The organism is Paenibacillus faecalis, from assembly GCF_900289175.1.
GTDB lineage: Bacteria > Bacillota > Bacilli > Paenibacillales > Paenibacillaceae > Paenibacillus_AQ > Paenibacillus_AQ faecalis.
The window spans coordinates 62,502-78,105 of sequence record NZ_LT985747.1; the positions used below are offsets into that span (position 1 = coordinate 62,502).

10 protein-coding genes are annotated in these 15,604 nt (G+C 43.1%); all 10 read right to left on the bottom strand.

Annotated features, from left to right (window positions below; all coding sequences use genetic code 11):
* Positions 1–119: 119 nt before the first annotated feature.
* The 10 genes from C8268_RS00310 to C8268_RS00355 all read right to left on the bottom strand — a co-directional run bounded on the left by C8268_RS00310 (position 120) and on the right by C8268_RS00355 (position 15,576).
* On the bottom strand, positions 120–3,545 hold the full coding sequence (locus C8268_RS00310; protein ID WP_158702648.1) for an endo-alpha-N-acetylgalactosaminidase family protein: 3,426 nt from the start codon (positions 3,543–3,545) through the stop codon (positions 120–122).
* 129 nt (positions 3,546–3,674) lie between these two features.
* Positions 3,675–5,276, bottom strand: coding sequence for an extracellular solute-binding protein (locus C8268_RS00315; protein WP_106765824.1), 1,602 nt, complete (start codon positions 5,274–5,276; stop codon positions 3,675–3,677).
* A 137-nt stretch (positions 5,277–5,413) separates the two neighbouring features.
* Positions 5,414–7,492, bottom strand: coding sequence for a hypothetical protein (locus tag C8268_RS00320; RefSeq protein ID WP_199794788.1), 2,079 nt, complete (start codon positions 7,490–7,492; stop codon positions 5,414–5,416).
* A gap of 79 nt (positions 7,493–7,571) precedes the next feature.
* Positions 7,572–8,468: a carbohydrate ABC transporter permease gene (locus tag C8268_RS00325; protein WP_106765826.1), complete on the bottom strand. Its 897-nt coding sequence runs from the start codon at positions 8,466–8,468 to the stop codon at positions 7,572–7,574.
* A 22-nt stretch (positions 8,469–8,490) separates the two neighbouring features.
* Entirely contained in the window at positions 8,491–9,441 is a 951-nt protein-coding gene (locus C8268_RS00330; RefSeq protein WP_234032626.1) for an ABC transporter permease, read from the bottom strand.
* 195 nt (positions 9,442–9,636) lie between these two features.
* Positions 9,637–11,346, bottom strand: coding sequence for a sensor histidine kinase (locus C8268_RS00335; RefSeq protein WP_106765828.1), 1,710 nt, complete (start codon positions 11,344–11,346; stop codon positions 9,637–9,639).
* Entirely contained in the window at positions 11,343–12,896 is a 1,554-nt protein-coding gene (locus tag C8268_RS00340; protein WP_106765829.1) for a response regulator, read from the bottom strand. Before C8268_RS00340 ends, C8268_RS00335 begins: the two co-directional genes overlap by 4 nt.
* A 284-nt stretch (positions 12,897–13,180) precedes the next feature.
* The gene (locus tag C8268_RS00345; RefSeq protein WP_106765830.1) at positions 13,181–14,338 is read right to left on the bottom strand and encodes a PAS domain-containing sensor histidine kinase; all 1,158 of its coding nucleotides are present in this window, start codon (positions 14,336–14,338) and stop codon (positions 13,181–13,183) included.
* Positions 14,331–14,984: a response regulator transcription factor gene (locus tag C8268_RS00350; protein WP_106765831.1), complete on the bottom strand. Its 654-nt coding sequence runs from the start codon at positions 14,982–14,984 to the stop codon at positions 14,331–14,333. The genes C8268_RS00345 and C8268_RS00350 overlap by 8 nt, the downstream gene beginning before the upstream one ends.
* Before the next feature lie 154 nt (positions 14,985–15,138).
* Positions 15,139–15,576: a GAF domain-containing protein gene (locus C8268_RS00355; protein ID WP_106765832.1), complete on the bottom strand. Its 438-nt coding sequence runs from the start codon at positions 15,574–15,576 to the stop codon at positions 15,139–15,141.
* Positions 15,577–15,604: the final 28 nt, after the last annotated feature.

The following is a 15,604-nucleotide window of genomic DNA, read 5'->3' on the forward strand; positions in this document are numbered from 1 at the left end:
TACATATTCAATATTGCAGCAGGAACTATAATATATCATTTTTTCATCCTATTGAAAGTGATATTTTTAACACCAGCAGAAAAACACCAACCTTGTTTGGCTGGTGTCCAGGTACATCCCTATTTCTCGGACCTCACAGTAAAATGGTCAATGATCAGCGCTCCATCTTCTTCATTTTCCTTTACGATTGCAAAATAAACATCAGCAAAATCTCCCGTTGAGCATGATGCTGTAAATACCTGCCTTCCTTTTTTCAATGGACGATGCAGCAGGATATGTTCCGTGGTTTTTACAACTGCACTATACTGTCCATCATGATCCGCATCATAATCAAACATAATGGTATAGTTTTGATTCGGTTTAAAATCTACCGTCGATGGTACCGTTCGTACCACCTCTCCCTGCCGTTCGTTCATTGTCTTCATCGACCATTCTCCGCCAATCGTATCCTTCGTATAGCCTTCATGCCTCTGTGACAGGTGAGTCTTGTTAATTCGTTCATGGGAGCTGACGAATGGCCCCCATCCTTCATCAATCTGTTCGAAGTCCTCATAATATTCACAAGCGTGATCAGGCAATGGACTCGGCTGATTCACTTCCCTAATTCGGACATCATCAAAATGCACGAATGAAACTGCCTCCCCCTTCTCTGCCCGTAGAAGCAATAGCGGTATACTTTTGGAGCCGTCTTTAGGCATCGTAAAGCGTAAACGCATGCGCTGGTAAAACGTCCCTCTTTTATCCGAATTAATATCCCAATTGACAACAGAGGTATTGTCCATCTCACGTTTCACTTCCAACGAAGAACCGATCCGCACTGTAATCGATGCTTTTCTGTTCTTGGAAAGCTGAACCCAGACTGATGCAGCATACGTCTTTCCTGGCTCAAGTCCCGTTATCGGCTGAGAGATGCACGCATCCGCCCCATCATTCCCCTGAATCTGTAAATAAGTCTGTCCGTAACTGGTATTTACGATTTTAATGTGACTCAAATCATTACATTGCGCAGATGGCGTCCAATACTTGAAATCATGACTGTCAAAGCCCGTATCACGTACAGGGCTCCCTTCTCCCCACTCGATTTCCGGCAGTTCCGGCGCTTCCTCAGGGTAAATTACATAAGGCGTTTTAGCCTCTGCAATGATCGTCACTTTTTGATCAGAAACCGGGATATCCTTCAGGTAAATCCGTCCCAAATCCGTCAGTTGATACAGCTTAACAACGCTTTTCCCCCGCCAGCTGTCCGGCAAAGTCCATGTGCTGGAGCCGCCTTCAGGATTCCAGTGATAAATCTTATGTTCCTCGTAAGGACTCCAAGGAATAAACATTAAGTTGTCCTCAGCTATTTTCCGGTCGTTACAATACATCACGATTTGATCTTTCTCCCGCCGAACGACTACGTTTTTGTCCAAAATCATTTCATGCTCACACCACTTCATCACCGCAAAATGCATCAGATACCGATAAGGCAGCTGTTTCGTGAAGAAAGCCTCCACAACAGCCACTAAATCTCTTTCTTGCTGCCAGCCCATAAATCCATTATCTTTATGGCGAGCATAGCCGCCTTTCAACAAAGGATGAGGTGCATATACATCTTTTTGAGTGTGATACAAAAATCTTGATATTTGACTATCGCCAGTACTGTCATGCGTCCACACGGCATGTTCGTTGAGCATATCACTTTCTTCTGTCCAAACGATCCATCCGTTGTCATGCAGCTTTCTGGTCAATCGAAGCGCCGCCCAGTGTTCGTCCCGATATGTATCAACGTAGACAAAACCAAGCTTCGGTGTAATTGCTTGCAACTCATCAAGACGCTGATCCATTCCCCCGCTCAAGATATCTTTTTCACGGTCCATATAATATGACTGATCCAACCAGCACCATCCCGGGGTTGTCGTCATGATGGCTTCATGATACGCCCTTGCCTCCGGATAAGCCTCACTATGATTAATATGAACCCCTATGCTTGTGTTAAACTCGCTCGCACGCTCAATCAGGATGTTGAAGTCCCTACTGCCTCCCGCCTTACTATTGATGTTTCCATAATCCGGATGACCGCTGTCATGGCCTTCGGAGGCGTATCCTTTCAACTCCAGCATCTGGCCAAAACCATCCGTATAAAGAAACAGCTTCTTTACATTATCTAAAATACGTAGAAACGGAAATTGCACCATCCCTGCAAAATTCATCGCGATATGCGCATAGCTGCGTCGCAGCATTTCCGAGCCAGGTATAGAAACTAGCTGCTCTCGAAGAGCAATAGCCCCATCCTGCCAATCAACAGCCCCGTCTCCATTCCGATCAGCCGTTAAAATGACTTTGGACCATGGCTCGCCAAGCACTTCATCATCAGGGCCACGATAAGCCCATTCCTGATTCGAAACAGCAACCGATACGATTCCATCTTCCTGCGCTGACTGTACACATAAACGTCTCCGGTTATGAAGGACATTGTTATGAATCGTTGCAGACAGCTCTGTTGTGTTCAAAATGGCATATGCATAATAATGAAGCAGCGGCTCACCCAATCGATCCGACACATACCAAAAAGCATCCCCCTTGACTCCTTCCGAACAGGCAGCATGCGCACCCGTCTGATCACTTCGAATCGAAATTAGGCTATGTCCAGGAATCGATATGGTCTTCACAAGAAATGGTCCATATTCACAAACCTCGATAATCTTCATCTCCAATACATGGTTCTGAACGTTAAGGATCACCTTCATGTCTACCTGGATACAGGGAAAGGACAGCAGATATTCAGCTTGAGCTTCGTCAGATGCAAAATCTACTACAGGTATATAAGGATCACCGTTTATATAGAAACAAGAAAGAGATTTTTGAATACTAGCGTTATAACCGAACATAACCGCGCCATTCGATTTCCATTTATAGCGAAGGACACGCGGAAACAAAGCGTCGATATCGACCTCCAATTCATCTGATTCAATGGTTCGTATTTGAAGTTCACTTTTTAGGACTGCTTCTTGTTCTAAATTGGCTGCCGCTTCTTTCCGCCTTACCGCTTCATAGCGAATATCAGCAAACGATGCGCACCCTTCGCTTCCATCTTTAGCAGTCCACGCACGCACACCCATTCGTCCTGCAGCCCACTCGCTTTGTGGAAGATAGCCGTGGTAGACCTGATAACCATTCAACCAGATCATAAGTTCTGACCTGATATAGCGCAGCTTAATCCGATATTTTTTCCCCTCATAGCACGGATCGGTCTGGAACAGCTTTCCCTGTTCTCCATTCGGAAGAGACCACACCCAAGTGCTCTTGCCGAAAGGGTCCATAGGGACATCGCAGCCGATAAACAGCCAACGATCCGGAGAGGCATATCGAATGACCGTGCCGATTCGGCCATGTCTGCTTAATGGAGTCATTGTGAATTCCAAATCACCATCCAGAACCATAGGGCTGTCTCCATTGACAATGACCGTGTCGGTATTATTTGAATATAGCTCAATAACCTCCCCTTCTCGTTGGCTCCATTTTCCTTTCCCTTTACCCGAATACCAGCCGATAGTTTCTGTCATGACATATCTTCTCCTTGAGTTCATATTCCTCTTGGCGCTTAACCCCGCTCATGAAGACAACGACTTTCTAAGGCTACAAATGAAGAAGGGATATCCTTAATCCGATATCCCTTCTGTTGCCTGAATGGCTTACGATTGGTTTTGATCAAACACCTCTTGCGCTTCTTTCATCACCTTGTCGCCGCCCATGCTCAACCACTCTTCCACATACTTATCAAATTCAGATAATGGCTTGCGTCCCGTAATGAAGTCAATGTAAGTAGAAAGTGTAAATTGTGTAAGTCGATCCTGGTATTCGTTATATACAGGAAGCTGATAAGCCGTCAAAATGTCAGCAATCGGCGTACCTTTCGCTCTGGCTTCTTTCGCTAAGTGACGCATGTTTTTGTCAGATGTATACGATGTTTGAAAGTCGTAGTCATTGAACGATCCTGACATCGAATAGCCTCCTGCAATGCCGAGCTTATCTCTTTCTTTCTGGTCATCATACGGTGCAATAAATTCGACAATGCCATCATCGTTCAGTTTCCAATGCGTATCCTTGACACCAAAGTTCAGCAGTTCATAATACTTCGGATCAAATTGGGTTGCTTCAAACACCTTCAAATAGTTAGCCAGCTTCTCATGATCCTGCTCCAGCTGCTTACCGAACATCAGACCTGAGCCTTTAGCAGCCGAACTCTGTGAAATTCCGTAGTGTCCTTCAGGTCCCTTTACTCCACCTGTAGACAGCCAATTAAAGTCGGGGTTGGTTGCTTTCATTTTGTCATACCAGCCCTCGTCTCCCAAAAATGCTTTGCCCGGGATAAAGAACCACCAATAGAACTCCACAACTCCAACCTTTCCAGTCAATACCTTATCCTCTACATTGTTGATTTTATTAACGACAAATTCAGGGTCGATCAATTCGTTCTTATACCAGCGATTCAACACTTCCAGCGCTTGCTTCGCACCAGGTTCGATCTCGCCGCGAACGACTTTGCCATCCTTCTCCCGGAAAATACCTGGAAAAGCGTCATATGCACCGAAGACTGAGCTAAACATGTCCGTTACGGCTTCCCCGGTGGCGGTTATACCGTATGTGTCCTTCTTTCCGTTACCATCCGGGTCCTCATTACGGAACTTCGTTAAAGCAACTTCCATCTCTTCGATCGTCTCTGGCATCTTGGTGATGCCGACATTGTTCAGCCAATCCTCACGGAAGGCGAGCTGCAACCCGTCTATACCCAAATCCCATGTACCTGGGAGACTATAAATTTTCCCATCTCTTCTTACATATTTAAACGGGTCTTCTTCATCGACAAAACGCTTGATCCATTCCATATATTTGGGCATATTTTCCTCGATCAACTCTTGCGGTATTTCTGCTATCACGCCTTGCTTAATGTACTTTTCGTACTCAGAAACGTTTCCTTCTTTCATCCAATCCGGAATTTCGCCCGATGATATCATCAGGTTCAACTTCTCCTGATAAGATTCTTGCGATACGGGCAGGAACTCAACGTCTACACCAAAGTCCTCCTTGATAGCCATAACTCCGGGAGAATCCAATTTATTTCTTTCTGGATAATAACTCCAAAATTGGAGCTTCATCTCTTCCTGAGATGCTTCATTCGTTTCCGAACCATTCGTTGATTTTGATGCATCATTGCTGCTTCCGCATCCTGCTAATGTTGAAGCAAGTAACAAAAAACCCGTAATTAACAGCAGAACAGATTTTCTGGATCTCACGAAAACCACCCTCTCGCTATATAGGATTTTATTCTTTTAATGAACTCACTTCGTTACCTTCGACTATATCATGAGGCTTACTTGTGGTAAGTATAAGAAATCTTCGTTCTGTTTCAATTTTCTATCCAGTAAAAAAACTACTTCTCTTGTTCAATAAGCAACCAGGTTACACCACGTGCAGGTATCGTTACAGACACCTGTACACGATATCCCCGGTCAAGCTCATATACTTTTCCTTTATTCCTCTGTTCACGAATACGTGCCCGATCACGAAGCCCTGTATAATACAAAGGAAGCTCGATCGTTTGACTGATGTCAGCATCAAGCGGGTTGTACAAAACCGCCATCCCTTGGACAGACAGCTTCGGATTCACATGCAAAATACAATCGATATCCCGCCCCCCTGGTCGGCGGACATGAATAATATCCGACTCTAACAGACTGCGATGCATTTTATAGAAATCCACCCACTTCTTGACCCGCTGTTTCGTTTCTTCTGTATCATACAGTCGAAAGCCGCGATATGCGGCCTGAACACCGGCGGTAAAATTATTAATCAGATGGGCTTCATAAGCGTCCAGATGCTCACATAACGGCTCCAGCGTCGTTTCAGGTCCTCCGCCGTGATAGGAAGTCAGCGGAACGAACATCCACCCCATACTCGGCGTTTTTTCCCAAGTTCCGTCATAAATATTTTGCCGTGACAACATGATTTGCCGCTCTCTGGGCAGCGCCCAGTTCACTTCTCGATAACCCATTCCTGCTTTATTGGACCCGTTTAAGAAATACCAATCCGGTACATTGAGATATATTCCATTTCCTCTGCACCATTTATAAAATTCCGAAATTCGTGTCCACTGCTTCCACTGGGAATCCTCGCGTCCTACATGGCCAGGATGGTCTGTTGACTCGCAAATATCTCCTGGATAAGATCCATCATGCTCCAGAACGTCAAATCCGGTATCCTTAAAAAAGGCTTGTAGTTTTCGGAAATACTCCTGCCCCCACTTGCTTTCCAAACATGGAGAATGGATATAATAAGCACCGTCAGGATTGACTACATCATGCTCCGGAGCTATTTTCCTTGAAGCAAGCAGCGAATAACCGCCAATTGCAATACCTTTGCTGTGAGCATAATCGGCCAATTCCCGAAACTTCTGGATGTACGCCGGATCATCATTTTCCATATCCAGTTTACTGCCAAAAGACAAAATCACCATCTCGAAGCCTACTTCGGCGCACTGATCGATCGCTTCCGTAATAACCGCAGAGTCCGTGCTTTGAACATGTAAAAAGATCGGATTTTCCTGCGTCCATGGTGCCATCATGCGATACATTCTTCGCTGAGTCAGACCTTTACGCTCACGTTCTGTACTGTCAAAAATCAACTCATAGGTGCGAAACGTATCAAACACCTTATCCGGCTCGATCCATATATCCGGGCCAAGCGGAGGCCGGCTCTCAAGCAAGGCTGGAGACTGACAATCTACATTGACCTGCGTTCTATATTCAGGGTCGGGGACCCAATAAGTAGTCCGGTTCGCTTTTCTTTGCGCCATTCCCTGGAATGAGTAATCGCTTTCAACATGAAGGTTCGGAAAGTCCCAACGATCCGGCGTTTCTACAGGTGAATCCCACTCCACCACCGCTAATATTTCACTGATAAAAGAATGAAGCTTCACCTTGCTTGTTCCTTGATTATGGATGGAAAGCCATTTGCACATGAGCGGTATCCCATCATACATCTCATAATGAACAGATATATGTATATCCTTGGTACGCTCTTGAGTGGAAGTAAAATTGAGCTGCAAGGATACGCCGGGCGCTGGCCAAGGGTCAGATGTCGAGTGCTTCGTTCGCTTCCATGGGAACCTTTCCTTCGTGACTCCCGTTTCAAAAGCAGAACAATGGAAGGCATGGGGATCTGACGTCAACTCGTCAATCCATTCTTTTTTTAAATAGGCATAATCCGGCTGTCCACGTAGTCCTCCTACCGCAAACTCTTCCCCGTCAATGGTAACCATCGCTTCCGGCTTAACTCCGCGGATGATCGTTTCACCTGTCATTAAATTATCAAAAGATACCGTCGCTGCATTCGGCGAAATCCTCCAAACACGTTGAATCAGTCCGTTCGACATGATGATTTCATCATTTTGATCATCAACATATACGGCTGCCTTAAATGATTCAGGGGATAACAACCAGTCCTCTCTCATGTCGTACACCTCCATTTTCTTCTTTTTTGCAAATGAAAACCTGACACATCCATCAAAAATGGTGATTTTTCATCCATAATCAACCCTTGACGGCACCGATCATAACCCCTTTAACAAAATACTTTTGAATAAATGGATACACAATCAGCATCGGGATAATCGAAAACATGATGATCGTTGCTTGCAGCTGTCTTCCTGAAAACTCGGAATCATTGCTCATTTTTTGCATAATCAATGTTAAGTCCGTCGTATTGTTTTCAAGTATGATCTTACGCAGCACCACTTGAAGAACTTGACGACCCGGGTCAGAAATATAAATCATGCTGTCAAACCAAGCGTTCCAGTGTCCTACTCCAACCCATAAAGCTACCGTAGCTAATACCGGCTTCGACAGAGGCAATATAATTCGGGTAAAAATAATGCCATATCCCGCACCATCGACTACTGCAGACTCTTCCAGTTCCTCCGGAATGGCGCGGAAAAAGTTGCGCATGATCAAGACGTTGAAAGCCCCGACCATCCCTGGGATTACAAGCGCCCATATCGTGTTGTATAGACCGAGATTTTGAATTAGCAGGTAGTTAGGGATCATTCCGCCGCCAAACAGCATCGTAAATAAAATAATAGCAGTAAATATCTTGTTGCCTGGAAGCTTCGCTTTAGCCAGCGGATACGCTGTTAGTGTTGTAAATGTAATGGACAAAATGACGCCAAGCACTGTACGGTAAATCGTATTTAAATAACCTGACCACATCGCTTCATATTGAAAAGCAAGCCTGTAGCTTTCGAACGAGATTTCCGAAGGGAACAATATAATGCCGGATGAGTAGGCAGCACTTTCGGCCCCGCCGCCATCTAGTGAAATGACAATCTGAGTCCAAAAGGGGTATATGGTGATGATCATGATGATCGTCATGATCAAGTACAGAATCGCATCAAAAACCTTATCACCGCGAGACTTCTTTACATTAAGCATTGGAGTTCCTCCTTTCAGGGGCCTACCATAATGAGCTTTCCCGATCCATTATCTTAACGATTTTATTCACAACCACGATCATAATTAGGGCGATTACGGATTTGAACAATCCGATGGCCGTTGCACGGCTATAGTTCATTTCAATCAAGCCTTGACGATATACATAAGTATCAATAATATCTGCCACACTGTACACTTGAACGTTGTACATATTGAAAATTTGGTCAAATCCGGCATCCAATATGCCTGACATCGATAAGATCAGCATGATCGCAATAACCGGGAACAGCATAGGGATCGAAATGTAAAACATTCGCTTGAAACGTCCTGCTCCGTCCATAATAGCCGCTTCATACAGCTGAGGATCGATATTGGAAATAGCAGCAAAGTAAATAATAGAACCCCAACCGAAACCTTGAAAGATGCTTGTTAGCACCAGCACTGTTCTGAAGTACGTAGGATCTGCAAGAAATAAAACAGGGTCACCGCCAAACAGCTTCACGATCGCATTGACCGGACCATCTAATGAGAATATTGTAAAGAAAATGCCTCCCAATATGACCCATGATATAAAGTGAGGCAAATAAGAGACCGTCTGAACGACTTTTTTAAATTTCATATTTGCAATTTCACTTAACAACAAGGCAAACAGAATAGGAATCGGGAAGCCAAACACCAATTTATATAAACTGATGATAATGGTGTTCTTTAATACGGTATAGAAATACGGATCTGAAAATAAATCTTGAAAATGCTGAAATCCAACCCACGGACTTCCCATGATCCCTTCAAGTATTAAAAAATCCTTGAACGCCAATGTGACCCCATACATCGGAAGATAACTGAAAATCAGGTAATACAGCATACCCGGAAACAGCATGAGATACAGTATTTTGTATTTTGAATACTTTCTCTTGCCCTTTAGTGTCACAGAATACTTCAGCTTGCTCCGTTTAACATCTGTTTCGCTCACCTTAAAATCCCCCTTTCCACGCTGATGAAATTGGCTCGTATATCCACTGTAGCATGGGGTTCTCATAAAGTATTTATAAGAAATCTTTGATCTGTTTCAGTTTTCTAACGCATCCTTAAAGGGGTGTTCTATGCTCAAATAAAAAACAGTTCCCCTCTCCTTACGGAAAAAGAAACTGTCGCTTGTAGCAAACTATTACGTTGTACGAGGGATCGTAACCTTCATCACCGTCCCCGATCCAACGGTACTTTGAATGGTTACGCCATAGGCATCTCCATACTTCAACTGAATACGGTCGTTCACATTTTTTAAGCCATAGCCATTGGTTTGTGCCGTTAATAACAGGTCCAGCTGTTCGGGCGAGATTCCTACACCATTATCCTCCACCGTCAATTGAATGCTGTTGTTTTCCAGCAGTGCCGTAATGATCAGTTCTCCCCTTCGCTCTTCCAGCTTATCCAGTCCGTGTTCAATAGCGTTTTCGACCAGCGGCTGGAGAATGAGATTAATGATGTTGTAATTATAAACACGTTCATCAATGTTGAAGTGAATATCAAAACTATAGTCCTTCATCATCTGAACAATTTCAAGATAGGAACGGATGTTTTCCAATTCATCATGAATCGATATGTTCTGATCCCCTTTGTTCAAAGCGGTTCTATAAAACTTGGACAAAGAAGTTACGACATGGCTGATTTCTTGTTCATCATGCTCAATTGCCTTGAAATTGATTAGTGATAACGTGTTGTATAAAAAATGCGGGTTGATCTGTGACTGCAATGCCCGCAGTTCTGCTTCCTTCTGAATAATTTTATTAGCATATGCCTCTTGAATTAACAGATTGACACGCTCCAGCATATCTACAAAATGATCTGTCAGCTGACTGATTTCATCCTTCGATGTGTTCTGAATCTTTAAATGAAGCTCGCCTCTCTTCACTCGTCTCATCCAGCCTATTAAAATGTTAATACGTCTCGTAATTCGGTTGGAAAACAGCAGGCTGATCAGCAGCAACAGAATCGTACATACACTTATGAGCAGCAAAGTCGTCCGCATTATATTTCCATCACTTGGAGAAACAACCTTCTTGGGCACGAATGTACGAATACTCCACTCCGATTCCGGAATGGCATTATTCAACAGTATAACCTCGGTACTTCCAATTTCAGTAAGTCCTACTTCAGATTGAATGATATCATCCTCATGAATGTCACTGATTCCATAACGATTTTTAATCGTCCCCAGGTTCGAATATACAATATCTCCTTCTGTGTCGCTAATAACGACTCCTGTCTCATTCGCTACAATATCAATCGCTTCGAAAAAACTCCGATAGTCCAGCTTCATATATAAAACATCTATTTTTTTCTTATCGAAATTTTTCGGAAACCTGCTGGCAAATATAATGTTGCTCCCATCGATTTCCCAGACCGGTGTCTGATATAATAGGGCCTTCTTATACCACGGTTCGTTCTCCACTCTAGAAACGGACGCAATCTCAGTTCCATACTCGGGAAGTTTGGAATTCGTATAAATTGTAATTTCGAGAATGGCCTTGTTCAACGCTTTAATGGAGTTCATCTGCTGTTCTACATGTTGTTTGAGGTCCCAGCGCAGATTCACATAGTCAACATAATCCGTGCTCAAGATCTTCATGATCGAATTGCTGTACGTGATAGAACTTGCCGTATTTTTATGCTGTTGCATATTTATGCTTAATGTATCTATAATCGTTTTGCTTTTGCTCCCCATGGCTTGCACCGCTTGTATATCCAGCAGCTGATTGGATTGATGCTCACTATAAACACCAAGAATAGCGATTGGAATGATAATTACGAGCAAATAGGATAAAAATAGCTTGTGCTTCAACCGAATGGAATGAAGGGGATGAAACCGGGTAGTCATGCTTTGGACTCTTCCCGGAATTGGGTTGGTGCAATACCAAAATATGTTTTGAAAAGGGAGCAAAAGTAGGCCACATTTCGGTATCCCGTCTCTTCGCTAATATCGGCAATCTTCTTATTTGTATTTTGCAGCAAATCCTTTGCCCTTTCCATTCGGACTGAAGTAATATACTTGATGATGCTTACACCTGCCTGCTTCTTAAACAGATGGCTCAAATAGTTAGGTGATAAATATACTCGCTCGGCTATTTCTTCTACCGAAATGTCACGATAATATTCAGTTTCAATCATATGAATCACTTCAGCGATTACTTTTCGTTTGGAATCATCCCCCGCTTTACCTGAGCATTCGTTTTCCTCCAAAATCGAAATCATCAAAGCGATTAAGTCATTCAACCTGTTCGTGTTATAAACGAGTTCCAAATTTTTTTTAAAATTAGCCGAATTTCTGTTTGGTGACGATGTAATCAGCTTTTTAACAATTTCCATACATATGTATTTTAAATAAATAGAAGAAACCTGTTCATTAGCCTGAAGCAAAATCGCTAAACGTTCAAAGTGAACCCTTACGGCTGAATAATCTTTACGATCGACATCTCTGTTGATTTCCTGGAGCATTTCCTCGACATTTATTTCCTCTTGATCATGCAGCGAGACTGCTCCGGTGAAAAATACAACACCTTGATTATAGAAAAACTTGCTCTCCAGCAGCATTTCAAACTCATTGTACGCCTCTCTAATTTGAGAGGCTTGCTGAATCGTACCGCTGAATGCTACATACAAGTCAATCCCGAATTGCTCGTAGGACCAGGTGATGAGCCGCGATCCCAGCGCTTCCAAATCACTCTTGCTTTCCTCTTCAAACGCCTCCATAAATAGCAAGCACTGATGTTCATTCAGATCGATCATGTCGATCTGTCTTTGCATCTGATCAGATAGCTCCCGTTCAAAATCCTCATCAATTTGATCAAAAAAACGTTCGCTGCAATCCAATATGACCATACGGAAATGATCATAATTCGAAAAAAAGCACATAATCGTTGATATATCGATCATTTGATCAATGCTTTCGCTATTATGACCATGAACGAGCTGTGAAATGAGCTTTTGTTGTTCATATCGAATTCCTTTTCCGTATATTCGCTGCATTCTATCCGTCTCTTCTCTGGCTCTTTGTTCATGATCACATATCTCGATAACCATTGAAAGCACTTTCAAAAATTCACTTACTTCAACTGGCTTCAATATATATTTTATCGCCTTTAAATCGATAGCTTGCTGTGCATATTCAAACTCACCGTAAGCACTCATAAAAATAACTTTAATTCGTTTATCCAAAGCTCTTACTCTTTCCGCCAGTTGCAAGCCGCTCATTTCCTTCATACGAATATCCGTCAGCAGGATATCGACATGATGATTTTGCAAATAACTCCATGCCTTCTCACCGCTACCCGCCTCAATCACATCCAGGTTCAACTTGTACTTTTCGATTATAAACTTGATTCCTGCTCTTTGAAATCTTTCATCATCTACTAACAACAATTTGTACATTATGATGCTGCCCCCTTTGTTCTGAGTTTGTTTTTTCGGCTCACGGTTGCACCGACTATTACCGACTATTGTATATAAGGTGGAAAATGAGGTTCAACATGATAACGACAGCTCTTTAACTTGAGTCTAATGAAAAGAACTATTCAGAGCAACTCTTTATTATCATTATGCACTGCGTAGTCATTCAATCCATACTACAACTCTAAAAGCCCGTTGCTGATTCAAAAATCAACAACGGGCTCTTTCGCTGCTTGGCAAGCATCTTACGCATTGATAGCAGCCTTTTACTTGATCGGAATCATCAAATAAATGGACGTTCCCTTTCCAGGAGCCGTTTCAATGTCAAAATTGGCGCCGATTCCACGTGCGCGCTCCTCCATACTGAACAGCCCCACTCCTTTTTTTCGACCATCCCGAATAATCCCTTTACCTTTATCAATAATGGAAACGTTAATATTGGATTCATCCTGGTTAATCAGAACCTTAACCTGATCCACATCAGCATATTTGCCTGCATTCATTAACGCTTCCTGTATAACCCGATATATAACAGTTTCCTGTTGGTGATCTAAACGCTTAGTCAAGTTTGATTCGAATTGGACACGAATCCCATAATGTTCCGTGAAATTTTCGATGTAAGTCCGAATAGCAGGTACAACCCCCAGATCATCAAGAATGAAAGGTCTAAGCTCCCAAGCCAGCCCCCGAACATCTTCAATAATATGAGAAACTTGCTGGCGGATGGCCGACAATTCCTCTGTCACTAAACCGCTCTTCGCAGCCGCCGTTTCCGATGCAGAGTTTGAGCGCTCCTTCTCGGCGATCAGAACGCGATCCATACTAATTAACAGTGAAAACAGGCTTTGTCCAATACCGTCATGCAGTTCGCGAGAGAATCGTTTGCGCTCTTCCTCTTGAATTTCCATAACCTTGAGCATCATCTGTTTCAGTTCTTCTTCAGCTGCTTTCAGACGGGTGACTTCATGACGGATAGCCAAATACTGTACAGGCTCCCCTGCTTCATCAAGCAAAGGCACGATCGTCGTATTCACCCAGTAATATACTCCATCCTTGGCTTTGTTTTTAATTTCCCCATGCCATATACGTCCAGATTGAATCGTATCCCACAGATGTTTCATAAAAGCTTTGCCATGATGCCCCGAATTAATAATCCGATGATCTTGACCAAGCAGCTCTTCGCGTGAATATTTGGATATTTCACAAAATTTATCATTTACATACATAATTCGGCCTTTATGATTTGTAATCGCAACAATCGAAGATTCATCCAAAGCGATCTTTAAATCATTTAACTGCCGCAGTGAGTTTTTTACCTGTTCTAATAGCTGCAGATCACCAGGGAGCTCATCCAGCTGCTTTAACAGTGAAATCACATGCTGACCAATGACCTCAGGATAATGAGCACCTTGATTTTTATTCAAAAGTAAGCAGCCCCTTCTTCATCGCGTATTTTATTAAATCAGGACGGGTTTTAAGCCCTAATTTCTCCATCAAATTGCTTTTATGTGTTTCAACCGTTTTGACGCTGATGATCAGATTTTCGGCAATCTCCTTGTTGGAGTATCCTTTAGCCGTCCAGGATAGCACTTCCCTTTCACGATCCGACAAAGTATCGAATTCATCGGCTCCCTCCCCGTTCTTCACCTGCTCAATATACTGACCCATTAAACGTTTCGTAGCCATCGGCGTCAAGTAAGCATTGCCTGCAGCAACATGGTGAATAGCTGTAAGCAACTCTTCGTGGGGAGCATTTTTCAAAATATATCCGGAAGCGCCCACTTGAATCGAGCGGAATAAATACTGCTCATCATCATGCATCGTCAAAATTAATATATATATATCCGGCAGCATTTTTTTCAACTCTTCGGTAGCTGTCATACCGTCTTTTCCATGCGGCATGCTTAGATCCATTAATATAACATCCGGGTGTAACTCCTTCGCCAAACGAATCGCTTCATCCCCATCAGCCGCTTCTCCCACCACATCAATGTTCTGCTTTTCCCCCAAAAGCAGCTTGAGGCCGGATCGAACAACCGCGTGATCATCCACGATCAATAGACGTACCATGGTTCCCCCTCCTATATCCGTCCAGTAAAGTGTGACTTATATCATGATATAAGAAAAAAACAATCCCGGCAATCAAGGATTGTTTTTTTTTATGAAATCTATGAAAATATGAACTTGTTTTCAAGATGTTTTGACGCTGTTATATGACGGCGATTCAAGATTTTTGCAGACCGGATTTTTCTGAAAATCGCTGTGAGAAAGACTCCAGCTCCATTAATTCATTTGGATGATAAGTTACGCCTGTTCGTCTGCCCATAAAAATGATTCCTGCAAGGTTAAGCTCTTGTTGTATGGGGGCAGCGGCTGCTACGTGAAGATGTTCCGCCAGCATCATATAATCATCGTTTCGACGCTGTTCATCCGGTGTACAAATTTTTTGTACCGTCCTGCCAATGCGGATCACATCGCCGACAATCCCCTGCGTTGGCCGATTTACCATAAAACGAAATTTTTCATTGGTATAACCCGAAGCCGCAGCCCATCGAATTTTCCGTGCAGAAGTATCATATATCGCAACTGCGCAAAAATCGCTGCATGTTAACTTGCGCAATTCCGATAAACGCTCTTCCCAATCCATTTGTTCAGCTTTCACAACGGGTCCCTCCTATACTTTCGCTTTA